The 23,889-nt window shown below is 33.8% G+C and carries 17 protein-coding genes; 9 read left to right on the top strand and 8 right to left on the bottom strand.

Going from position 1 to position 23,889, the window contains the following annotated elements; translation table 11 throughout:
• Positions 1-46 precede the first annotated feature (46 nt).
• From NHF47_RS01650 to NHF47_RS01635, 4 genes are all read right to left on the bottom strand, one after another.
• Positions 47-1,036, bottom strand: a complete 990-nt coding sequence (locus tag NHF47_RS01650; protein WP_252763287.1) for an aspartate-semialdehyde dehydrogenase — start codon at positions 1,034-1,036, stop codon at positions 47-49.
• Positions 1,037-1,191: 155 nt separating this feature from the next.
• Positions 1,192-1,611 (bottom strand): large conductance mechanosensitive channel protein MscL, encoded by a 420-nt coding sequence (gene mscL / locus NHF47_RS01645; protein WP_252763286.1) that lies wholly within the window; start codon positions 1,609-1,611, stop codon positions 1,192-1,194.
• Between the two features lie 65 nt (positions 1,612-1,676).
• Positions 1,677-4,121, bottom strand: coding sequence for a bifunctional UDP-N-acetylmuramoyl-tripeptide:D-alanyl-D-alanine ligase/alanine racemase (locus tag NHF47_RS01640; protein ID WP_252763285.1), 2,445 nt, complete (start codon positions 4,119-4,121; stop codon positions 1,677-1,679).
• Complete coding sequence (locus NHF47_RS01635) at positions 4,122-4,718, bottom strand: thymidine kinase (protein ID WP_130736295.1); 597 nt, start codon at positions 4,716-4,718, stop codon at positions 4,122-4,124.
• 102 nt (positions 4,719-4,820) lie between these two features.
• On the opposite strand from NHF47_RS01635, the gene NHF47_RS01630 reads away from it, so the two are divergent.
• Together NHF47_RS01630 and rsmI are read left to right on the top strand one after the other, a co-directional pair.
• Positions 4,821-5,660, top strand: a complete 840-nt coding sequence (locus tag NHF47_RS01630; RefSeq protein WP_252763284.1) for a hypothetical protein — start codon at positions 4,821-4,823, stop codon at positions 5,658-5,660.
• Between the two features lie 3 nt (positions 5,661-5,663).
• Positions 5,664-6,341 (top strand): 16S rRNA (cytidine(1402)-2'-O)-methyltransferase, encoded by a 678-nt coding sequence (rsmI, locus tag NHF47_RS01625; protein ID WP_252763283.1) that lies wholly within the window; start codon positions 5,664-5,666, stop codon positions 6,339-6,341.
• A 54-nt stretch (positions 6,342-6,395) separates the two neighbouring features.
• Here the strand turns inward: rsmI and NHF47_RS01620 are convergent, their stop codons facing one another.
• Positions 6,396-6,626 carry a hypothetical protein gene (locus tag NHF47_RS01620; protein WP_252763282.1) on the bottom strand — a complete coding sequence of 77 codons (231 nt, stop codon included), beginning with the start codon at positions 6,624-6,626 and terminating at the stop codon, positions 6,396-6,398.
• A gap of 112 nt (positions 6,627-6,738) precedes the next feature.
• Here NHF47_RS01620 and NHF47_RS01615 point away from each other — a divergent pair, with 112 nt between their 5' ends.
• On the top strand, positions 6,739-7,164 hold the full coding sequence (locus NHF47_RS01615) for an OsmC family protein (RefSeq protein WP_252763281.1): 426 nt from the start codon (positions 6,739-6,741) through the stop codon (positions 7,162-7,164).
• A gap of 13 nt (positions 7,165-7,177) precedes the next feature.
• Positions 7,178-7,516, top strand: a complete 339-nt coding sequence (locus NHF47_RS01610; protein ID WP_252763280.1) for a HopJ type III effector protein — start codon at positions 7,178-7,180, stop codon at positions 7,514-7,516.
• Positions 7,517-7,543: 27 nt separating this feature from the next.
• Here NHF47_RS01610 and NHF47_RS01605 read toward each other — a convergent pair whose 3' ends face one another.
• Positions 7,544-7,897, bottom strand: coding sequence for a hypothetical protein (locus tag NHF47_RS01605; protein WP_252763279.1), 354 nt, complete (start codon positions 7,895-7,897; stop codon positions 7,544-7,546).
• A 96-nt stretch (positions 7,898-7,993) separates the two neighbouring features.
• On the bottom strand, positions 7,994-9,616 hold the full coding sequence (ade, locus tag NHF47_RS01600; protein ID WP_252763278.1) for an adenine deaminase: 1,623 nt from the start codon (positions 9,614-9,616) through the stop codon (positions 7,994-7,996).
• A gap of 140 nt (positions 9,617-9,756) precedes the next feature.
• Here ade and recJ point away from each other — a divergent pair, with 140 nt between their 5' ends.
• On the top strand, positions 9,757-11,466 hold the full coding sequence (gene recJ, locus NHF47_RS01595) for a single-stranded-DNA-specific exonuclease RecJ (protein ID WP_252763277.1): 1,710 nt from the start codon (positions 9,757-9,759) through the stop codon (positions 11,464-11,466).
• Entirely contained in the window at positions 11,459-12,727 is a 1,269-nt protein-coding gene (locus tag NHF47_RS01590) for an MFS transporter (RefSeq protein WP_252763276.1), read from the top strand. The genes recJ and NHF47_RS01590 overlap by 8 nt, the downstream gene beginning before the upstream one ends.
• Here NHF47_RS01590 and NHF47_RS01585 read toward each other — a convergent pair.
• Positions 12,724-13,476: a UDP-2,3-diacylglucosamine diphosphatase gene (locus tag NHF47_RS01585; protein WP_252763275.1), complete on the bottom strand. Its 753-nt coding sequence runs from the start codon at positions 13,474-13,476 to the stop codon at positions 12,724-12,726. The genes NHF47_RS01590 and NHF47_RS01585 overlap by 4 nt on opposite strands.
• A 174-nt stretch (positions 13,477-13,650) precedes the next feature.
• On the opposite strand from NHF47_RS01585, the gene NHF47_RS01580 reads away from it, so the two are divergent.
• The 3 genes from NHF47_RS01580 to NHF47_RS01570 are packed head-to-tail and all read left to right on the top strand — an operon-like array spanning position 13,651 to position 23,833.
• A complete protein-coding gene (locus tag NHF47_RS01580; RefSeq protein ID WP_252763274.1) occupies positions 13,651-20,946 on the top strand; it encodes a fibronectin type III domain-containing protein in 7,296 nt (2,431 codons plus the stop codon).
• Positions 20,947-21,001: 55 nt separating this feature from the next.
• On the top strand, positions 21,002-21,940 hold the full coding sequence (locus tag NHF47_RS01575; RefSeq protein WP_252763273.1) for a type IX secretion system membrane protein PorP/SprF: 939 nt from the start codon (positions 21,002-21,004) through the stop codon (positions 21,938-21,940).
• A gap of 18 nt (positions 21,941-21,958) precedes the next feature.
• Positions 21,959-23,833, top strand: a complete 1,875-nt coding sequence (locus NHF47_RS01570) for an OmpA family protein (RefSeq protein WP_252763272.1) — start codon at positions 21,959-21,961, stop codon at positions 23,831-23,833.
• Positions 23,834-23,889 lie beyond the last annotated feature (56 nt).

The following is a 23,889-nucleotide window of genomic DNA, read 5'->3' as shown; positions in this document are numbered from 1 at the left end:
AGTATCTGAAAAGGATACTCTTTATTTAACAATTTTTATATAAAAATTACACTAAATTATTTTTAAGTAAGTATTCCGCTATTTGAATGGTATTGGTTGCAGCTCCTTTTCTAAGGTTATCAGCAACAATCCATAAATTTAAAGTATTTGGCTGACTTTCATCTCTACGAATTCTTCCTACAAAAACATCGTCTTTTCCTTCTGCATATAAAGGCATTGGATAAGTAAATGTATCTAAATTGTCTTGAACGGTAACCCCATCTGTTTGATGTAATAATTGTCTTACTTCTGCTACATCAAAATCATTTTCAAATTCTACATTTACAGCTTCACTGTGTCCGCCAACTACAGGAATACGAATAGCCGTAGCAGTTACTGCAATTGTTTTATCATTTAAAATCTTTTGGGTTTCACGAACTAATTTCATTTCTTCTTTCGTATACCCATTGTTTTCAAAAACATCACATTGTGGAATTGCATTTCTATGAATCTGATATTTATAGGCCATTTCACCTTTCGCTCCAGCATATTCATTTTCTAACTGTTGCACAGCTTTTACACCTGTTCCTGTAATGGATTGATAGGTTGAAACAACAATTCTTTTAATTTTATATTTTTTATGCAGCGGTGCCAAAGCCATAACCATTTGAATGGTAGAGCAGTTAGGATTTGCAATAATTTTATCATCTTTTGTTAATACAGAAGCATTGATTTCTGGAACGACTAGTTTTTTAGTAGCATCCATTCTCCATGCCGAAGAATTATCAATAACGGTAGTACCTGCTTCCGCAAATTTTGGAGCCCATTGTAAAGAAGTTTCTCCTCCTGCAGAAAAAACAGCAATTTCAGGTTGCATGTCAACAGCGGTTTGCAATCCAACTACTTTATACGTTTTACCATTCCAAGCTACTTCTTTTCCAATCGATTTTTCAGAAGCAACTAAAATTAATTCGCTTACAGGAAAATTTCTTTCTTGTAATACTTTAAGCATGATCTCGCCAACCATTCCGGTAGCACCAACTACTGCAACTTTCATTTTTTTGTGAATTTAGTGATGCAAAAATATAGAATAATTTTGGTAGAATTACTAGAAAAAAAAATATTTCACAAAAATTTATATTTGTAACATTTTTTAAAAAAAAATACCCTGAATAGATTTCAGGGTTTAGTTAGAATATATAATGTAGCGGACTATTTATTTTTTAATAAATCTCTAATTTGAATTAATAATTCCTCTTGTGTTGGTCCAGCTGGTGCAGCAGGAGCAGCCTCTTCTTTTTTCTTAGCTTTTTCAGCAGCCCTTAGTACTATAAAGATAAAGAAAGAAATAATAACGAAATTGATTACAGCTTGAATAAAATTACCATATGTAATAACAGCTGCTCCAGCTTCTTTTGCAGCATCAAGAGTTGCATAACTTTCTCCATTCAATGAGATGAATTTTGTGGTAAAATCGACTCCTCCAGTAATTAAACCTACAATTGGCATAATCAGATCATCAACTGCAGAACTTACAATTTTTCCAAAAGCGCCACCAATTACAACAGCTGTAGCTAAACTTAATACATCACCTTTCATTAATGATGCTTTAAAATCTGCGAAAAATCCCATAATAAGATATTTTAGTTAGTTAATTTGTTAAGTGTAGCTAATTTAATAAAAAAACTTACATTATTTTAGTTTTTGTAAAAAACGCGTTTCACACGTTGTGAAATTCCTGTTAAGATTTCGTAAGGAATGGTTTCTGTTACCGTTGCAATTTCAGTAATATTGGGGTTTTCCCCAAAAATAATGACTTCATCACCTGCTATACAAGAAATGGAAGTAACCTCTACCATCAACATGTCCATACAAATATTACCTAAAATAGGAGCTTTTTGATTTTTTATGACAACATACCCTTTTTCATTTCCCCAAGCTCTTCGAATACCATCTGCATATCCTATAGGAATGGTAGCTACTTTCATCCTTTTAGTCACCATGAATTTTCGGCTGTAACCAATACTTTCACCTTCCTTAACTTCTCTAATTTGAGAAATCACACTTTTTAAAGTACTTACATTTTGTAGGTTATTCCTTTCTGACTTTGAGTTGCCCATGCCATATAATCCAATTCCCAATCGCACCATTTCTAATTGCATTTCTTGGGCATAATTAAAAATACCTGAAGTGTTTAAAATATGACGAATAGGTTGAATGTCTAAGGTTTTTATAATTTTTTGCGAAAGTGTATGAAAGCGTTCAAATTGTAACTGAGTAAAATCATCAAATTGGGTGTCATCTGAAGCTGATAAATGAGAAAAAACACTTTTCACAGTTACAAAATTATTATTGCGCAATAGAGAAATTAAAGCATCTATATCATTTGCTTCAAATCCTAAACGATGCATTCCAGTATCTAATTTAATATGAATAGGATAGGAAGTGATGTTTTTTTGTTGGGCCAATTGTAAAAAGGCTTGTAAAGCCGTAATCGAATAAATTTCAGGTTCTAAATCATAAGCAATCATCGCTGGAAAACTACTGTTTTCAGGATTTAACACCATAATGGGTAACGTAATGCCTGCTTTTCTCAATTCGATGCCTTCATCTGCAAAAGCGACACCTAAATAATCAACGGAATTGTGTTCCAATAATTTGGCTATTTCAAAACCACCATTTCCATAACCAAATGCTTTCACCATCACCATGATTTTGGTGTTGGAATTCAATTTTGATTTGTAAAAATTGAGGTTGTGCGTTAAAGCATCCAGATTAATTTCAAGAACAGTCTCGTGCTTTTTTTCTTCTAGAAGCACCACAATTTCATCAAAGTTGAAGCTTCGTGCTCCTTTTATTAAAATGGTTTCATTTTGAAAAGATTGTGTATTGAACTGTTTTAAAAAATCTATAGTCGCACCAAAAGCAATTACATTGGGCAATTCCGATAAATATTTTGAAATGGTTTCCCCAATGACAATGATTCGGTCAATATTATTATTTTGAATAGCCAATGCAACTTTTTGATAGAGCTTATCAATAGGTAAGCCTCCTTGGAAAATATCAGAAAGTATGATGGTCTTTTTAGAATGTAATTTTTGTTGCTCTAAGAAATCCAAAGCAATTTTTAAGGATTGGTAGTCTGAAGAATAGGAATCGTCTATTAACACACAACCGTTAATTCCTTTTTTGGCTTGTAACCTAATTTCAACAGGATATAATTTTTGAATGCGCTCTTGTATAATAGGAGTGTCCATTTTTAAATACAATAAAGTAGCCATACACGTCATGGCATTGTTTACTGCGATACTGTCTTGAAAAGGAATCGTTACTTCAAAACTGTTGTTTTGATAGTGTATTTGAATAACGGTTTTTTGGTTTTCTTGGGTTTTTATACTCCCAAAAACAGTCGCTTTTTCATCCGTAAGACTCCAAGTAAAGATAGGCACTTGAATGTGTTTTTCAACTGTTTCATTTTTTGGAAGAATTACAATTTCACAAGAAGAAAAGAATTGGGTTTTTTCAATGACTTTTTCTTCAATCGAATTAAAACCATCGTCGTGAGCAGCTCCTAAATGAGTAAAAACACCAATAGTTGGTTTGATAATAGATTCCAGTTTTATCATTTCTCCTTTTTGAGAAATACCTGCTTCAAAAATACCTAGATTGTGATTTTCATTGGTTCCAAAAATAGATAAAGGAACACCTACTTGCGAATTGTAACTTTTTGGGTTTCTTACAATGGTATAATCAGGACTCAGTAAGAAATTCAACCATTCTTTAACAATGGTTTTGCCATTACTTCCAGTAATTCCAATGATAGGAAAATGAAAGAGGTTGCGATAGTATTTTGCTGTTTTTTGTAAAGCGTCTGTTGTGTTTTCAACTGCTAAAAAAGTGGCTTTATCTACATAATTTTCAGGTACTTTTTCAACTACGAAAAAGCGAACCCCTTTTTTAATCAGTTCGTCAATATAATGATGGCCGTCATGGTTTTGTCCTTTTAATGCAAAAAATAAAGTTCCAGCATTATTCTGTAACGATCGGCTGTCAATTGAAATGTTCTCAATGATAAAATCATCAGCTATACCTGCGATTTTTGCGTTGAGATGTGGAATAATATTTTGAATAGAAAAGGTCACTTATTCTTTGGCTTCTTTGTTTTCTTTTAAAGCTTTGTAAAAGGCAGCTCTGCTTAGGGGTTCGTATTCTTCCGTTTCTCCAAGTAAAACTAATTTTTCATCTTGAGATTTTCTAAAACTATAGTTGGCTAAATTTCCTGTTCGCGTACAAACCGCATGTACTTTCGTTACATATTCGGCTGTAGCCATTAAATTTGGCATTGGACCAAAAGGGTTGCCTTTAAAATCCATATCCAAACCCGCCACAATAACACGAATGCCACTATTGGCTAAATCGTTACAAACGGATACAATTTCGTCGTCAAAAAATTGGGCTTCATCAATACCTACTACATCACAGCCTTGTGCTAAAATACGAATGTTTCCAGCTACAGGAACAGGTGTGGAACGAATTTCATTCGCATCATGTGAAACCACCATTTCATCATGATAACGGGTGTCTACTTCGGGTTTGAAAATTTCTACTTTTTGTTTGGCAAATTGTGCTCTTTTCAAACGTCGAATTAACTCTTCTGTTTTTCCTGAAAACATCGACCCGCAGATAACTTCTATCCAGCCAAATTGTTCAGATTGGTTTACTGTATTTTCTAGAAACATTTTGTTTTTTTCAGTCGATTAATAGTATTTTCTGCTATTTTTGTAATGGGAACAAATTTATTAAAAAACCACCCATATATTCAATTTCTATTCTATAAAGTTATGAAGAAAAAATTAGAAGCCGAATTAATCAGTATTGCACATCGTGTTTTAAAATTAAAAAATCGTTCTGAAACCAAACAATTGCAAGAAGAAGCAAAGAAATTATACGAACAATTAACGATTTTACGTTTTTATGAGGAAAATTTTGAAGCGATTAAAGCGGAAATTTCACCAGAAGAACTAGAAGCAAAATTGGAAACGCCTGTTGTAGCTGAAGAAGCAAAAACTACAACTCCAATTGTAACGGAAGTGCCTGTGGAAATGAAGGAAGCGGTTGTAGAGGAGGTTGAAGAAACAGAAGAGGAACCTGTTTTAAAAGAAGAGGAAGCGCAAAAAGAACAACCTGCTTTATTTGATGGTCTTGCGATGGACGATTACAAAGAAGTGGATTTTGTAAAAGTGGAAGAGGTGGCAAAAGAAGTAGAGAAAGCACCCGATATGACTTTTGAAAAAATAGAAGTAGCTGAACCTGTTGAAGAAATGGTAGAAAAACCTGTTGAAGAAGTTGCAGCAACCATTCAGCCAAAAAAAATGGAACCTGAAACTATTTTTGAAGCCAAAAAGACTTTTGATGAAGAACCGAGAACCCTATCGTTAAATGATAGATTGACCCGCGGTATTTCATTTGGATTAAATGATCGTATTGCTTTTGAAAAAAGATTGTTTGGCGGAAGTGCGCAAGATTTCAATAGGGTTTTATCGCAATTGAATACTTTCGATTCTTTCGAAGAAGCCAAAGATTTTATCAATGATTTTGTAAAACCAGATTACGATAATTGGGAAGGCAAAGAAGAATATGAAACGCGTTTTTTAGAAATTATTGAGCGCAAGTTTAATTAAAAAATGGGAAAACTTTTTTTAGTACCAACGCCCATCGGAAATCTTGAAGATATGACTTTTAGAGCCATTAAAGTGCTTCAAGAAGTGGATTTAATTTTAGCCGAAGATACACGCAATAGTGGGAAACTGTTGAAGCATTTCGAAATCAACACACCCATGCACAGCCATCATATGCACAACGAGCATAAAACAGTGGACAATTTAGTAAAACGAATGCAAGCGGGTGAAACCATTGCTTTAATTAGTGATGCGGGAACACCTGCTATTTCCGATCCTGGTTTTTTGCTAACCCGTGCGTGTGTAGAACATGGTGTGGCTGTAGAATGTTTGCCAGGTGCCACTGCTTTTGTACCGGCTTTGGTAAATAGTGGTTTGCCCAATGATAAATTTGTCTTTGAAGGATTTTTACCCGACAAAAAAGGAAGACAAACGCGTTTTTTAGCCTTGGCAGAAGAAACCCGAACCATGATTTTGTATGTTTCGCCACATAAATTGAATAAAACATTAGCCGAATTTATCCAATATTTTGGTGCCGACCGAAAAGTTACAGTTTCCAGAGAATTATCCAAACTGCATGAAGAAACAATTCGTGGTACAGCGGAAGAAGTTTTACAACATTTTGAAGCTAAACCCGCAAAAGGAGAAATTGTGGTTTGTGTAGCTGGGAAAAGTTTGAAATGATATTGAAATTAAAGAGAACTGTTTGAAATGCTCACTTTGACTTAAAAAATAATTTTAATCAAATAGTTTATTAATGATTGATTCTAAAGTTATAGCAGAACTTTCATCTTTTGACTTAATTTTAAAACTATAATTGAATGGAGTTCCATCAATAATGATTATTCCTTCACATTCATTTTTTGCAAGTTCACTCTCAAGCATGTTTTTTGTTTCTAAAAAAATAGAATTAAAAAAATCATTTTCACTTTCTTTTAGAAGTTTAACATTGTTAATAATTGTTACCATTTGAATCTTTTTTAAAATTAATAAAATACTTGTTTCTTATCATTAATAACGAAAACTGTTTTTTTCTGTTACACTTTTGTAAAAGCTGTAAATTTGTAAGAAATACTATATTATGACAACACAAACTACAACTACTACTTGGAAAGAGAAAATGCAATTTGAATCTACAAATCCTAGTGGGGAAACTTTTTTAATCAATGCCGCTCCAGAACATGGTGGAGCAGGAGCCGGTTTACGACCAAAAGCCTTACTATTATCTTCCTTAGCAGGTTGTTCGGGTTTGGATGTGGCTTCCTTAATTGAAAAAATGAAGCTAGAAGTAACCGATTTTAAAATAGAAACCATTGCCAATTTAACCGAAGAGCATCCAAAAGTGTATGATGAGGTTACCGTTGAATATCATTTTTATGGAAAAAATCTAGATGAAAATAAACTTCAAAAAGCGGTGAATTTATCGGTGGAAAAATATTGTGGTGTTATGGAAATGTTTCGACAATTTGCCAAAATAGATATAAAAACTTTTTTTCATCACGACTAATTCCTTCATTTATATGACGATTTCTAATTTGATTGAAGCAGTTCAAAAAGCTGAAATTGTAGCCTTCTCAGAAGTAATTGCAACTATAGATGCCTATTTTGAATTTACACCAACACGTTTTACAAATGGAACTGTAACAAACGAAGCCAATACCAATAATGGTTCGTGTAAAGTGTTGGCTTTCGCTAAAATGTACCAATTAGAAGCGAAAGAAACCTTGTTTTTATTTGGGGAACATTATCAAAAAGTACTAGTAACACCAGATGAAATGGATCATCAAAATATTAGAAATTTTATCAAATCGGGTTGGGAAGCTATTTCTTTTGAGGGAAAAGCTTTGGAATTGAAATAATAGTGAGAAATACAAAATAATGATTTTTTAAAAATCAAAATCATTTTCAGGCTCAGGTTCCCTGTTTGTTTCGCTTACTAATCGAATTCGTATTTGTTTTAAAGTGGTATCTTTTTCGATTTGGTATCTCGAATATATTCTTAAGCTATTCTTTGTAATATAATTGAAATAGAACTTTCTTTTGTAATTTGATAAATAAATTGTTCTGTCTGTTTGCCAAGTGCCTACTTTTTTATTGAAAGAATAAATACTGCCCTCTTTTTTAAAAACTACCGAATCTAATGGTATGTTTTGCAGCTTTTTTTCACTTGAAAAACTACTTTGTAGAGTGAAAACTTTATCGCATAACGAATCTATTTCTGTGTTTGTAATAACCTTCATTTTGGAAGGAAATAAATAGGATATATTTTCTTTGCTCGATTTACAGTTGCTAAGAATGGCAAAAATCAAAAAAACAAGAACTGTAAACTTTTTCATTTATTCGACTTGCAAATCCACGAAAGAAAAACTATTTCCACTGAACAAACCTTTATCAGAGAGTTTTAAATCTGGAATAACTAATAATGCCATAAAAGAAAGTGTCATAAAAGGAGCATGCAAGGTACTACCATATGCTTTGGCTTTTGCATCAATTTCTTGGTATAATTTGCCCGTTTCCCAACCGTCTTTAGCACTCATAATACCTGCAACAGGTAAAGATAATACCTTTTTTTCAGCACCGTTTACAGCACAAACGCCACCTTTGTTTTCGATCAAGAGGTTAACAGCGCTACAAATTTCTTCGTCAGAAGTACCTACGACAACAATATTGTGGCAATCATGTGCAACCGAACTCGCTATAGCTCCTTCTTTTAAACCGAAATTTTTAATGAAAGCTACTGCTATTGGAGCATTTTCATACCGATTTACTACAGCCATTTTTAAAATATCATTTTCCGTGTCTGAAACTAATTTACCCTCTTTCAAAAAAGCGTTATGATGGAGTTCATTGGTAATTAATTGTCCTTCTAAGGCTTCAATTATGCGAATGGTTTTAGCTGAACTCTTCATTTCAAAATCTTCTGGTTTTTTAAAAGAAGTGCTAAAATTATTAGGCGTTTCAAAATGAATATCTTGTATTTTAGAAGTGCCATTTTCGGCCACCAATACACCATTTATATAGGTTTGTTTAACTTGAAAATCAACTAAATCTTCTACTACGATAAAATCAGCAAAATCATCTTCACGAAGTATACCTACATTCATGTTATAATGATGTACGGGGTTGATACAAGCAGCTTGCAATACTTTAAAAACATCGATTCCCTTTTTTACAGCTCTAGCACATAATGCGTTAATATGACTCACAATTAAATCATCTGGATGCTTATCATCGGAACAAAACATCATGTTTTCATAATGCTCTGGCAATAAATCAATCAAAGCTTCGAAATTTTTAGCAGCACTTCCTTCCCGAATAATTACTTTCATGCCAAGTGCTAATTTTTCACTAGCTTCTTCATAGGTAAAACACTCGTGGTCTGTTGTAATTCCAGCAGCAATATATTTTTGTAAAGATTCACCTCGTAAGCCAGGAGCATGACCGTCTACCGGTTTGTTAAAGTGTTTGGCCCATTCCATTTTTTTCAACACTTCGGCATCATCAAATAAAACACCAGGATAATTCATCATTTCTGCTAAATAATGAATATCTGGGGAGGCTAATAATTCTTTGATATCATTTGCATCTATAACGGCACCAGCTGTTTCAAAAAAGGTTGCAGGAACACAAGAGGGTGCTCCAAAATGAAATTTTAAAGGTACTTTCTTACTGTTTTCAATCATATAATACACCCCTTCTTTTCCTAATACATTTGCGATTTCATGTGGATCAGAAATGGTACCAGTAGTGCCATGTAATACAGCAATTTTAGCAAATTCTGAAGGAACTAACATGGAACTTTCAATATGAATATGAGCATCGATGAATCCAGGAAGAATGTAGTTTTTTACTTGATGTTCTTTGGCTACAATGGATATAATTTTTCCATTTTCAACGGTAATTTCTCCTGAAAATATTTTTTTGTTTGCGATATCTACAATTTGTCCTTGAATTTGCATGCTTTAGTTTTGAAAGTAATAAGTTCAAAATTAACTAAATTTTATTGGTATGAAAATAAGCCAGCATCAATTTTAATAGTAAATTTGTTTTTCAATTGTATAAGCCAAAAAGAAAACTCAAATTCCTAAAATTAATAAACATGCGTTGGAACTTAAAATCAAAGCCAAATAAAGAAAAAGTACAAGCCTTACAAGAAGTCCTTCAGGTAGACGAAATCATTGCTACCTTATTAGTTCAAAGAGGCATTGAAACGTTTGAACAAGCCAAATCTTTTTTCCGTCCCACTTTAAATGATCTTCACGATCCGTATTTAATGAAAGATATGGATAAAGCAGTGTCTCGTATTGAAACTGCCATCGCAAATCAAGAAAATATTTTAGTTTTTGGAGATTATGATGTTGACGGAACAACAGCAGTTTCCTTAGTTTCAAGTTATTTAAAAACGGATTATTCCAATGTAGCCACTTATATTCCAGATCGTTATTTAGAAGGATATGGTGTGTCATTTCAAGGAATTGATTTTGCAGAAGATAATGGTTTTTCACTAATTATAGCTTTAGATTGTGGGATTAAATCAGTTGATCATGTGGCTTATGCCAAAGAAAAAGGAATTGATTTTATAATTTGTGATCACCATCGACCTGGAGCCGTTTTACCAGATGCAGTTGCTGTTTTAGATCCAAAAAGAGAAGATTGCACCTATCCTTATGATGAATTGTGCGGTTGTGGAGTAGGGTTTAAATTGATACAAGCTTTAGGGAGAAATAAGGGGCAAACGATTCAGGACTTAGTACCGTATTTGGATTTAGTGGCTACAGCTATTGCTGCAGATATCGTCCCCATGACTGGTGAAAATAGGGTTTTAGCTAAATTTGGATTGGAAGTTATCAATACGAATCCAAGACCCGGAATTAAAGCCTTAGTTCAAAATGTGAAAAAGAAAACTTTAACTATAACGGATGTGGTTTTTATAGTAGCACCAAGAATTAATGCAGCAGGTAGAATAAAGCATGGTGATTATGCGGTTCAGTTGTTAACCGAGTTCGATTTAAAACAAGCCGAAACCTTTGCTCAAGAAATTGAAGAAAACAATGCAGAACGAAGAGGTTTAGACAAACAAATAACCCAAGAAGCCCTTCATCAAATTAAAGAAAACAAAGAAGAATCTCGGTTTACAACAGTAGTGTATGATGAAAATTGGCATAAAGGGGTGATTGGAATAGTGGCTTCCCGTTTAACCGAAACGTATTACAGGCCTACTTTAGTTTTTACCAAAAGTGGTGATAAATTAGCGGCTTCAGCACGATCCGTTCAAGATTTTGATGTGTATCAGGCCTTGGAAGCGTGTGCACATCATTTAGATCAGTTTGGAGGTCATATGTATGCTGCAGGAATGACATTAAAGGAAGAAAAGTATTCAGTTTTTAAGCAAGCCTTTGAGGATGTGGTAAAAGATACTATTAATCCAGAACTATTGATTCCTGAAATTACAATAGATATGGAAATTGATTTTTCTGATATTACACCAAAATTAATTCGAATTTTAAAAGAATTTGAACCTTTTGGTCCTCAAAATATGCATCCTGTTTTTATGAGCACCTCTGTCTTTGATACGGGTTTTGCCAAAACATTAGGTAGTGAAGGTGAGCATTTGAAAATGTATGTAAAGCAATATGATGATTCACAAGATGCAGGTATTGGTGCGATTGGTTTTGGATTAGGAAAATATTTTCCTTTGGTACAAGATAAAAAAGAATTTCAAATGGCATATGTAGTGGATGAAAATGAATGGAATAATCAAGTGAGTTTACAATTGAATATTAGAGCAATAAAAGAGTATAATGGCTAAAAAAGACCCTTACGCAGCCTTGCGTTTTAAAGAATTTCGTTTTTTCTTATTCATGCGTTTTGCTATGGTTTTTGCTTGGGCCATGCAATTTGTAATTATTGAATGGGAAGTATATAGTATTACAAAAGACCCATGGAAACTAGCCTTAATTGGTTTAATTGAATTTGCTCCTGCAGTATTGACTGCCTTGTTTGCCGGTCATATTGTCGACCAAAGAGAAAAGAAAACTTTATTAGTTAAATGTCTTTTAGGTTTTTCTATTATTAGTTTAGGTTTGTTTCTAATTACGGTTCCAAGCATACAAGAATCACTTTCTCTTTCAAATACATTAGTAATTATTTATGTTTTAGTTTTTTTTGGAGGATTTGTTCGTGCTTTTATTGGCCCTACTGTCTTTTCTTTATTGTCTTTAATTGTTCCAAAGAAGCATTATCCTAATGCTGCTACTTGGAGTAGTTCCACTTGGCAAATGGGTTCCGTTTTTGGACCAGCTGTTGCAGGAATTTCTATTGGACTTATTGGAGTACATTGGTCTATGTGTTTGGTTTTTGGATTTACACTTTTTGCATTATTGGGTTTAAGTCAAATTAAAAGAAAACCCATTTTAAATCCGAAAATTGGCGAGCCTGTTTTTAAAAGTTTACTCGCGGGACTTGATTTTGTATTTAAGAATCAAACTATTTTAGGTGCTATTTCTTTAGATATGTTTGCTGTCTTATTTGGTGGAGCTGTTGCTTTATTGCCCATTTTTGCACAAGATATTTTAAAGGTTGGTTCGGAAGGTTTTGGAATTTTAAGAGCAGCTCCAGCTGTTGGGTCTATTATAACTATGTTAACTTCTGCCTATTTTTCATTGAATAAAAATGCAGGGAAAAAATTATTGATTGCGATATTCATTTTTGGTGGAAGTATCATCCTTTTTGGTGTATCGGAAATTTTCTGGGTTTCAGTCTTTGCGTTGTTCTTAAGTGGAGTCGCAGATGGGGTATCTGTGGTTATTCGAAGTACTATTTTACAATTACATACCCCAGATCACATGAGAGGAAGGGTCTCGTCTGTGAATTCAATTTTTGTTGGTTCTTCTAACGAATTAGGTGCTTTTGAAAGTGGAGTAACAGCTAAGTTAATGGGTGCCGTGAGAGCTGTTGTTTTTGGTGGATGTATGACCATTGGAACAGTTTTGGTAACCGCTTATGTGTCACCGAAATTTAGAAATTTGGATCTAGAAAAAGAAGTGGAGGACTTGGAAAAAGAATCTTAATTTTTAAAATCTTTTAATTCAAAATGTTCTCCGTCAAAAACCCCATAAGTAAAATAACCAATCCAATCTCCAAGATTAATATACTTTGAGTTTTCATTTAGGTCGATAATCATGGGTAAATGGCGATGTCCAAAAACAAAATAATTATAGTTTTTAGTTTCCAATTTTCGTTTGGCATATTGAACAAGCCACTCGTTTTCCTCTCCTAAAAATTTAACATCTTCTGCTCCAGAAATCAATTTGTTTTTAACAGATAAATATTGTGCTAAACGAACTCCAATATCAGGATGTAACCATCTAAAAAGCCATTTTGAAAAAGAGTTGGTAAACACTTTTTTCATTCTTTTATAGCCTTTGTCGCCAGGTCCTTTTCCGTCTCCATGACCTATTAAAAAAGTTTTTTCATTAAATGTAAATTCTTGATTATCATGATAAACAGGAATGTTTAATTCTTTTTCAAAATAATCGTGCATCCATAAATCATGATTTCCTACAAAAAAATAGATTGGAATTCCAGAATCTCTTATTTCTGCTAGTTTTCCTAAAACCCGAACAAAACCTTTTGGAACTACAGTTTTGTATTCAAACCAAAAATCAAACAAGTCACCTAATAAAAAAATAGCCGTAGCATCTTGTTTTACATAATCTAACCACGCTACAAATTTTTGTTCTCTAGGGAAGCTTTTTTCAGGAGTTGGAGCACCTAAATGTTGGTCTGAAGCGAAGTAAATTTTGGATGTTTTTTTCAAAGGTTTTGCAATTGATTTTGAGAGACAAAAATAAGCAAAAAAAATATAAAGATTTAGAAACTTAAAAAATGCATTTTAACGATGAAAAGTTACATTTCGTCGGTAGATATTTAATAGCATTAATTTATTGTTAACTTTGAAATATTAATCAAATTTTAACTAAAAACTTATAGAATGAAAAAATTATTACTTTTTTTCATGTCATTAGTAACATTTATTGGATATTCTCAATTACCTGAGAATTTCGAGGGAACCTTTCCCCCTACGGGTTGGGCTGTGTTTACTAGTGGTAGTGGAACTTCCAACTGGAATGTTACTACAGCAGGAGTGTTAGTGTATCCAGATGGAGGAACTCAATCTGCATACATTGCCAGAGAAAACGTAGGACAAGGCAATACCTCCTACAAATGGATGGTAACTCCAGCTATTACAGGACTCAATGCAAATTCTGAGTTGCGTTTTCAAACGAGGCAACAATTTGTTGGAAATTCTGGAACTATCTTTGAATTAAGATATTCTACAACTTCTCAAACAGATATTAACAGCTTTACTACTTTGCAAACTTGGGATGAAAATCAATTGAATTCTCCTTATGATCAATACAATGAAAAAGTGGTGGATATATCTTCTTTAGCCGCTTTTCCAAATGTATATTTTGCATTTGTTAAAGTGCATACTCAAACAGGAACTACCACTCCAACTTTTGGAGATGGTTGGTTAATTGATGCTGTTCGTTTAACTGAAGCCTGTTTACCACCTTCAGCTCCATTGTCTGAAATTAATATTACTTCTACTTCAGTTGAATTAAGTTTAACTACAAATGGTTCTGCAACGCAATGGGAAGTAGAAATTTATCCAAATGGAGGTTCACCAACAGGAAGTGGTGTAATTGTGAATTCGATGCCATTTACTATTTCAGGATTAATTCCTAATACAACATATGAATTGTACATTAGATCGGTATGTAGTGGAGGAGTAACAAGTGCGTGGGTGGGCCCTTTTAATACCCAAACTTTACCACAAGGATTAGATTGTAGTGACCCAATACAAATAACTAACGTACCATACAGTACTACAGATAATACAAATGTTTATGGTAACGATTTTAATGGTCCACAAGGGTCTAGTTGTGCTGGCGGATCTACCAATTATTTAGCAGGGAATGATGTAGTATATGAATTTATACCAACATTTACTGGAAATGTAAGTATCATTTCTACACCAGTAGAAGGGAATTCTTCTTTATTTGTTTATAGTTCTTGCGCTAATATTGGGGTTACTTGTCTCGCAGGTGTTGCTAATACCAATAATGCACCAAGAGAAATAAATGGTTTTTCGGTTACTGCTGGACAGTCTTATTTTATAGTAGTGTCTTCTTCAGCAGTTACAACAAGTATCAATTATAATTTGGTCATTCAAAGAGAGAGTTGTGCTCCGCCAACTAATTTAGGAATTAATAATTTAAGTAATACTTCCGTAGATTTATCTTGGGATAACCCAAGCGGCGCTACTTCTTGGGAAGTAGTGAATCAACCAGTAGGAGGTGGTATTCCATCAGGTTCTGGAACACAAACGAATAATAATACTGCATATACGGTTACAGGCTTAACACCTGGGACGAATTATGAATACTGGGTAAGAGCAGATTGTAATGATGGTACCTTCAGTACATGGGCAGGACCATATACATATATGACAACTTTATGTTTACCAACGGAACAATGTAACTATATTTTTGAACTATGGGATACAGGATCAAATGGTTGGCAAGGAAATACAATGAACGTAAGTCAAAATGGAACTGTTGTTGCCGTTTTAACAGGACCAGAAGTTTCTGATGGTACAAATCATATTCAGGTTTCTGTTCCATTGTGTAACAATCAACCTTTTGTGCTGTATTGGAATCCTACAGGAACATCTCCAGCACAAGTTGGAGTTTCTATTATTGAACCAACCGTTAATAATGTAATTTATACAAAGCCTCCAGGAACAGGAACTCAAAATTCACAATTATTTAATGGTGTAGCTCAATGTACACCGCCAACTTGTCCACAACCTAATAATATAGTTGTATCCAATGTAAATTCAAACTCAGCTTCAGTTAACTGGTCGGATAATGCAGGTGCTACTCAATGGGAAGTTATTGTGCAACCTGCTGGTACAGGTTATCCTGGAACTGGAGTTAATGGTACACTTACTTCAACAAGACCATTCTTAATAACAGGATTAAATTCAAATACACAATACGAAGTGTACGTGCGTGCTATTTGTAGTGGATCAGATTCTAGTGTTTGGTCTGGACCAATACCGTTTAGAACGACTCCAGATTATTGTGCTGGAGATCATTTTTATGATACAGGAGGTGCAGCAGGTAATTATGGAAATGATGAAAGCAATGTTTTTACAATTTGTCCAGATGCTTCTGGAAATGTGGTAAGTATTGTTTTTAATGCTTTTAATACCCAAGCAGGAAATGATGTTTTAGAGGTTTTTAATGGACCAAACGTATCAGGTACTCTTTTAGGTGCTTTTTCGGGTTCAAATCTTCCTCCAAATCTTACTTCGAGTCATCCAGGTGGTTGTTTAACTTTTAGATTTAATTCTAATGGAGCAACAACTGCTTTAGGATGGGATATAAGTGTAACTTGTGGGCCTCCACCAGCTTGTCCTGCTCCAATCAGCTTAAGTTTAATTAGTATCAATGAAGACGAATTTACTGTTGGATGGAATGAAACAGGTTCTGCTACTCAATGGGAAATAATTTATTTGCCAGCAGGGAGTGCACCACCATCAGCTTCTGATACTGGAACTATTGTTAATAGCAATCCAGCGACTATAGTTGGAGCTGCAGCAGGTTTTTATGATGTATATGTAAGAGCAATTTGTGGGCCAGGAAATATTAGTGCCTGGTCATCAATACCTGTTAACTTTTATGTAGTTGCTGGTTTACAAGCATGTGCAGGAGTTGAAATTGATACAGCTAACAACGGTGTTATTGAGGTTTGTTCAACGGATAACTGTGTGGATTTATCTGCTTCTTTCTTTCAAACAGGAAATACTTCCGTTTATAAAGTGGACCCAATAGCTTTTGCTCCACCTTTTCCTTTTACAGGAGGAACTCCTTTAAATATAAGTACCGATGATATTTGGTCTGGAAATATCCCATTACCTTTTGATTTTTGTTTTTTTGGAACTAATTATAATCAATGTAGTGTGGGCTCAAATGGGGTAGTAACCTTTAATTCTACAACTGCAAATCAATTTTGTAATTGGAGCTTTAATCAACAAATTCCAAATACAGGATTTCCTATAAAAAATGCTATTTATGGAGTGTATCAGGATATCAATCCAGCTGTTACTACTCCTCCAGCAATGCCAGATATAAATTACCAAGTCTTGGGTTCTGCTCCTTGTAGAGTGTTTGTATTTAACATTTCTAATGTTGCTCAATTTAGTTGTAATACAAATGTTCCATTACAAACGAGTCAAATCGTAATGTATGAGACTAGTAATGTTATTGAAGTTTATGTTCTAAATAGAGTACCTTGTACTTCATGGCAAAGTGGAGTTGGTGTTATTGGAATTCAAAATAATGCTGGAACTTTAGCATATACACCACCAGGGAGAAATACAGGTGCGTGGTCTGCTTCAAATGAAGGATGGCGTTTTACTCCAGATGGAGCTCCAAATGTTACTTTTTCTTGGTTAAAAGACGGTCAGTTTTATAGTGCAGATACTGACATTAATGTTTGTATAAATGCTTCTACTACAATGACAGCTCAAGCAATTTATACTTCATGTAATGGTCAGCAAACAGTTACTTCTCAAAATGTATTATTAAATTATACCAATGAGTTTGAGCCAACTTTTACGCCTATTGATCCTATTTGTAATGGTGAAAGTGTTACTTTACCAACCGCATCATTAGAGGGCGTAACTGGTTCTTGGACACCTGATACCGTAGATAATACACAAACAACAGAATATATCTTTACACCAGATCCAGGTCAGTGTGCTAGACCAACAAGCTTGGAAATTATTGTAAGAGATCAAGTTACACCAAGTTTCATTCAACCTGCACCTATATGTGCTGGAGATGTTGCACCGGTGCTTCCTACAACTTCAGATAATGGCGTTACTGGTTCTTGGTCACCATCTGTAGTAGATAATATGACTTCAGGACAATATACATTTACTCCAGATTCTGGACAATGTGGTTTGCCATTTGTAATGGATATTACCGTGTTACCTGCCTGTGATCTAAATATTATTGCAACCGCAGTGAATATTCAAAATTGTGAGACTACTGGAAGTGGAGAATATTTTAATGTTACGGGTAATGGTACTGATTTAATTGGTCCTTCAGGTAATGTTTTCCCTAATTCCGATTTAGGAACATATGTTCAAAATTCAGGAAGTTTAATTTTAAATGGAGGAGAATTAAGAACACATAAAGGAACTTCTTCTAATATATGTTCAGTTGAAATGAAGTATAGAATTTATGAAGTGAGTGCAACACCAGGGGCATTTACAAGTTTAGCGCTTCCTTTATTAGATGATTGTAACGCAGGTTCGTTCCCATCAGGAGGGACTTGTGACCCAGGAGATCAAAAATGGAATGCTATTTCTGCTGTTGTAGATTTAACAACTTTAGCTCTTGGTAATTACCGTATTGATGTTTATTATGAATTAGTAGGTGATTATGACTCTACGACAGATTGCTTTGATACAATATTAGTAGATAACAATGGCAGTTATTATTCTGCAGAATTTGCAATTCAATCTACTCCAGTATTTACTTATGAAGATCCTACCTATTGTAATGCTACAGACGGATCAATCACAATTTCAGGATTAAATCCTAGTGATGGTTATTCTATTGCTTATACTGATGATACAGTAGCTGTAGGTCCAACAACCTATTACGCAAATTTAAATGGTCAAATAGTTCTTAACGGATTAAATGCTGGAGTTTATGCTAATTTTGATATTATAATTAATGGATGTAATATTGTAAATTCAAGCGATATAACATTAGTAAATCCAACGATTACACCAACCTTCAATCCAATTGGTCCATTTTGTGCAGGAACAATCTTTAGTTTACCAGTTAATTCAATTGAAGGAATTACAGGTACATGGAGTCCTGCTGTAAATAACTCACAAACAACAACCTATACTTTTGTGCCAAATGCAGGCCAATGTGCAGTAAATTCAGCTCCATATACGGTGGTTATCAATCAATTACCATTTGTAACTCAAGTAGCTGCAACAGATTTTTGTCCTGGTTCTGATGCTTCTTTTACAATTACAGGTAGTCCAAACGCAACTGTAGATTATCAAATAGGTGGAGGTTCAACAGTAAACACTACTTTAGACGCTAATGGTTCTGCAACTATAGTAGTTCCAAGCCCTACAGCCAATGTAGTATTAACATTGTCTCTTATTAACGATGGAACTTGTGTGAACCCTTTAAATAATACAGCTACGGCTTCAATTTTACCATTACCAACTATTAGCAGCTTTGTGGCAACTAATAATTTAGTATGTATTGGTAATGATGCTCAATTTGTTATAAATGGGACTCCAAATTCGACTGTGAATTATACTATTAATGGTACGCCAAGTCCAGCAGTTGTATTAGATGCTTCTGGAACTTACACAATTAACCTTACAGCTCCAGTATCAGATACAGAAATTGAGTTAATTACGATTACTAACAATAGTACAAGTTGTACAACTACCTTATCTGGTATTGTTGCTAATATAACTATTATTACTGTTCCAGTACCAACGGCAGATTTGACACAACCAACTTGTGCTACTCCAACAGGTACTGTAGAGGTCACTTCTCCATTAATTAATCAATTGAATTATCCTTCTGATTTATTTATTTCTGAAGTAACTGATGCTCAGCCAGGTTCATTGTCTTATATTGAAATTTATAACGGTACAGGAGCATCTGTTGATTTAAGTAATTATAAGCTTAAAGTATATACTAATGGTAATCCTACTGCTAGTTGTGATATGGTTTTAAGTGGAACCTTAGCTAACGATGATGTTGTTGTAGTTAAATTAAGTTCAAGTGCAAATGAAGGTGGAGTAGTTCCAGATTTAACTTTCACTACTTGTTCAGGATTTAATAATAATGATCAAGTTGTTTTAACAACCATCGGAGATGTAGAATTAGATGTATGGGGAATCAATGGTACTCCATTTACTCCATCAAATGGTATTGGATATAATTATCAAAGAATTGCAACAGGTACAACACTACCTTCTATTGTTTGGAACCCTGCAGATTGGAATGCAGTGGATTGGCCAAACCCTACTTCTAGTGCGGATTATTCAACTGTTGGTTCGTATACATTATTTGTAGCGAGTTATGAATATGTTTTAAACGATGGAACAAATGATATTTCTCAAACCACAACTACTTTTGCAAATCTTGTACCAGGAGATTATACATTAGTAGCTTATGACACTGCTGCAGGATGTTATTCTGAACCTCTTCAAATTACAATTGATCAGCCAAGTTTTAATGATCCAATTGTAACATTCACTTATGCAACACCAGTTTGCGAGGATAGTGGTAATTTATTACCAGATACATCTGCAACAGGATTTACAACTGGAGGAACATTTTCTTCAACTACAGGATTAAGTATTGATTCTTTAACTGGAGAAATAGATGTAGTTAATAGTACACCAGGTTCTTATGTTGTTACTTACACTGTAATAGCAGACCCAGGTAATTGTTTGAATGCAGCAAGTGCAACTTTTACTTTGGTAATCAATTCTAGAACTACAGCTACGTTTGCAGCAATTTCATTGTGTGAAGGGTCTTTATCAACAACTTTACCTAGTACTTCATTGGAAGGTTATACTGGTACATGGGATGCTGCAAATATTGATACTTCTATGACGGGTAGTTATACTTATACCTTTACACCAGACGCAGGTCAGTGTGCTGATGTGGGAACTTTATCTGTAATGATTGATCCAAGGGATATGCCAACATTTAACCCTATAGCTGACTTATGTTCGGGTTCTTTAGAGACAGAATTACCTTCTACATCTTTAGAAGGTTACACAGGTACTTGGTCACCTTCAGCTATCAATACTTCAGTTGTAGGCGTTGCAACATATACCTTTACTCCTGACGCTCAATTCTGTGCTACATCAACTACGTTAGATGTCACTATTAAAGGATGTACCATACCTAAAGGATTCTCTCCTAATGGAGATGGTAATAATGATACTTGGGATCTTTCTACATTTAATGTGAAAAAAGTGGAAGTATTTAATAGATATGGACTTCAAGTTTACTCCAAAAATGATTACACAAATGAATGGGGTGGTAAACAAGATAATGGAAATGAACTTCCTTCTGGTACTTACTACTATACTATTGAGTTCTATGATAGAGAAAGTGTAACAGGTTGGGTTTACATCAACAAAGGAGAATAAAAATAATGCAGCTTTCATTTTTTAATGAAAGCTGCTTAAATACAAAATATTAACAATGAAAAAACTAATACTAGTTGCTATAGTTGCTTTAAGTTTTACGTTTGATACTTTTGCGCAACAAGATCCGCACTATACACAATATATGTATAATATGAGTGTAATTAATCCTGCCTATGCAGGGTCAAAGGAAAGTCTCTCAATGGGATTATTATACAGAAAGCAATGGATTGAAATTGAAGACGCACCTACGACAGCTACTTTTTTTGGTCATTTACCGACAGGAAAAAATGTAGGATTAGGATTATCTGTTATATCTGATAAATTAGGACCTGTTGAGGAAAATAATGTATTTGGAGATTTTTCTTATACATTGAATTTAGGAGATACACATAAATTAGCCTTCGGAATCAAGGCAGGTTTAACCATGCAAAAAATTGGTTTATTAAGTGACGTTGATCCTTCTTTGCAAGATAATTTTATTATTGATCCAGCTTTTGGGCAAAATGTAAGTAATACTTATTTTAACTTAGGTTCTGGATTATTCTTTTATTCCGATAAATACTACATTGCTTTATCGGTTCCTAATTTTTTAAGGAAAACACATTTAACGATTAACGATTCTGGAACTCAATATGAATTTGGAGCAGAAACAAGTCATTATTTTTTAACAGGAGGTTATGTCTTTGATTTGAATGAGAAGGTTAAATTCAAGCCTTTCTTTATGTTGAAATCTGCTTTTGATGTATCTCCATCCTTAGACGTTTCTGCTAATTTCTTGTTTAATCAAAAATTTGAAATCGGTGCAACTTATAGAATTGAAGATAGTTTTGGAGCCATGATTAACTATGCAGTTTCACCTAATATAAGAATAGGATATGCATACGATCACATTGTATCTGATTTGAAGGTAACTACACCCTCATCACACGAGATTATTTTATTATTTGACTTGAATTTTCCAAGAAAAGTATCTCGTTCACCACGATATTTTTAATTTAAAAGCGATAAAGACATGAAGAAACTATATATAACCTTAAGTTTTGTAATCGCTAGTGGATTGCTAAGTGCACAAAACGCAAAGACTAAAGATGCCGATAAACTATATGAACGATTTGAGTATATTGATGCTGCAAATGCTTATTTAAAGTTGACTGAAAAGGGATACGAAGACACCTATGTTCAAAAACAATTAGCCGACAGTTATTACAATGTATTTAATACTACAGAAGCGATTAAATGGTATGCAAAATTAGTTGAAGAAAAACAACAAGATGCTGAAACCTACTATAGATATGCTCAAATGTTAAAAGCTGAAGGAAAGTATGATGAAGCTAAAAAGCAAATGGAACAATTTGCTCAATTAAAACCAAAAGATGAAAGAGCTGTAGCATTTAAAAGTAATCCAAATTATTTAACGGAATTAAAGGCTAAAAGACCTTTGTTTGATGTAAAAGCATCAACGATTAGCAGTGACAAATCTGATTTTGGGGCCATTCTTTCAAATGATAATTATGTCTACTTTGCTAGTGCAAGAAATGAAGCTAGAAAAACATATGGATGGAATGACCAACCTTATTTAGATTTGTATCAAGCAATTTATAATGAGGATGGTACAATGAGCGAACCAACATTAGTTGAAAGTGTAAATACAAAATGGCACGATGGACCTGCTGCTGTTACTGCTGACGGAAATACTATGTATATTACTAGCGAAAGCTTTAATGAAAATAAATTTGAAAAATCTGAAGATAAGAAATCTAAGTTTAGTAGAATGTATTTATATAAAGCTACAAAACAAGAAGGTGGAAGTTGGTCAGATTTAAAACCTTTATCAATTAATAGCGTGGAATATTCACTACGTAACCCAAGTATTAGTAATGATGGCAAAACCCTTTATTTTTCATCTGATATGCCTGGAGGTTTAGGAGGTGAAGATATCTGGAAAGTGAGTGTGAATGGTGATGAATATGGAACTCCTGAAAATTTAGGTGATAAAATTAATACACCTGGTGATGAAAGTTTCCCTTACATAACAAGTGAAAACCTGTTGTATTTTTCTTCTAATGGAAAACAAGGGTTTGGAGGATTAGACATTTTTGAAGCAGACTTAAATGCAAACACGGATGCAGTTAATATTGGTGATCCCGTAAATACTGCAAAAGATGATTTTGCTTTCAGTTATAACGTGTCTAAAAAAATAGGATTCTTCTCTAGTAATAGAGACGGAGTAGATAACTTATATTTGGCAAGCCCAGTTTGCGGTGTGAATGCTATTGTAGTAGTTAAAAACGCTACAACTGGTAATTTAATTGAAAGTGCTTTAATTAATGTTTTAGATAATTCGAATTCCTTAGTTACTACAGGTTCTAGTGATGGAACTGGTAGACAAAGTTTTGAAGTAGAATGTGATAAAGTATATACTTTTAAAATCTCTAAAGAAGGTTTTGAAGATGGAATTTTTACAATGCCAGCTTCTCCAAACGGATCTACAACTGTGGATGCTAATTTAGAGCCAATTAAACCAATTATTACCGAAACAGAAGTAATCTTACAACCTATTTTCTTTGAGTTCAATAAGAGTAATATCACAGCTCAAGGAGCGGAAGAGTTAGATAAATTAGTAGTTGTAATGAATGAACATCCTGAAATGATAATTTTTGCAAAGTCACATACAGATAGTAGAGGTAGTGATAAATACAACTTGGATTTATCAGATCGTAGAGCAAAATCTACAGTTCAATATATTATTTCTAAAGGTATAAGCAAAGAAAGAATATCTGGGCAAGGATTCGGAGAAAGCGAACCAAAAGTGGCTTGCGGAGATAATTGTACAGAAGAAGAACATGCACAAAACAGACGCTCGGAATTTTTAATTGTAAAAAAATAGTGAATTAGTTAATATCAATTTTTATAATTAAATTAAAAACCCTTAAATATTTTTTA

The organism is Flavobacterium sp. NRK F7 (genome assembly GCF_024054195.1).
In the GTDB taxonomy this organism is placed as follows: domain Bacteria; phylum Bacteroidota; class Bacteroidia; order Flavobacteriales; family Flavobacteriaceae; genus Flavobacterium.
The sequence above is the reverse complement of the archived record's forward strand: the minus strand, read 5'-3'. Positions and strand labels throughout refer to the sequence as shown.

Coding starts and splice junctions, on each gene's coding strand:
- mscL (WP_252763286.1), bottom strand. CDS start 1,611: ATGGGATTTTTCGCAGATTTTAAAGCATCATTAATGAAAGGTGATGTA.
- NHF47_RS01615 (WP_252763281.1), top strand. CDS start 6,739: ATGACAACACAAACTACAACTACTACTTGGAAAGAGAAAATGCAATTT.
- NHF47_RS01590 (WP_252763276.1), top strand. CDS start 11,459: ATGGCTAAAAAAGACCCTTACGCAGCCTTGCGTTTTAAAGAATTTCGT.
- NHF47_RS01650 (WP_252763287.1), bottom strand. CDS start 1,036: ATGAAAGTTGCAGTAGTTGGTGCTACCGGAATGGTTGGCGAGATCATG.
- rsmI (WP_252763283.1), top strand. CDS start 5,664: ATGGGAAAACTTTTTTTAGTACCAACGCCCATCGGAAATCTTGAAGAT.
- recJ (WP_252763277.1), top strand. CDS start 9,757: ATGCGTTGGAACTTAAAATCAAAGCCAAATAAAGAAAAAGTACAAGCC.
- ade (WP_252763278.1), bottom strand. CDS start 9,616: ATGCAAATTCAAGGACAAATTGTAGATATCGCAAACAAAAAAATATTT.
- NHF47_RS01605 (WP_252763279.1), bottom strand. CDS start 7,897: ATGAAGGTTATTACAAACACAGAAATAGATTCGTTATGCGATAAAGTT.
- NHF47_RS01575 (WP_252763273.1), top strand. CDS start 21,002: ATGAAAAAACTAATACTAGTTGCTATAGTTGCTTTAAGTTTTACGTTT.
- NHF47_RS01610 (WP_252763280.1), top strand. CDS start 7,178: ATGACGATTTCTAATTTGATTGAAGCAGTTCAAAAAGCTGAAATTGTA.
- NHF47_RS01580 (WP_252763274.1), top strand. CDS start 13,651: ATGAAAAAATTATTACTTTTTTTCATGTCATTAGTAACATTTATTGGA.
- NHF47_RS01620 (WP_252763282.1), bottom strand. CDS start 6,626: ATGGTAACAATTATTAACAATGTTAAACTTCTAAAAGAAAGTGAAAAT.
- NHF47_RS01570 (WP_252763272.1), top strand. CDS start 21,959: ATGAAGAAACTATATATAACCTTAAGTTTTGTAATCGCTAGTGGATTG.
- NHF47_RS01635 (WP_130736295.1), bottom strand. CDS start 4,718: ATGTTTCTAGAAAATACAGTAAACCAATCTGAACAATTTGGCTGGATA.
- NHF47_RS01630 (WP_252763284.1), top strand. CDS start 4,821: ATGAAGAAAAAATTAGAAGCCGAATTAATCAGTATTGCACATCGTGTT.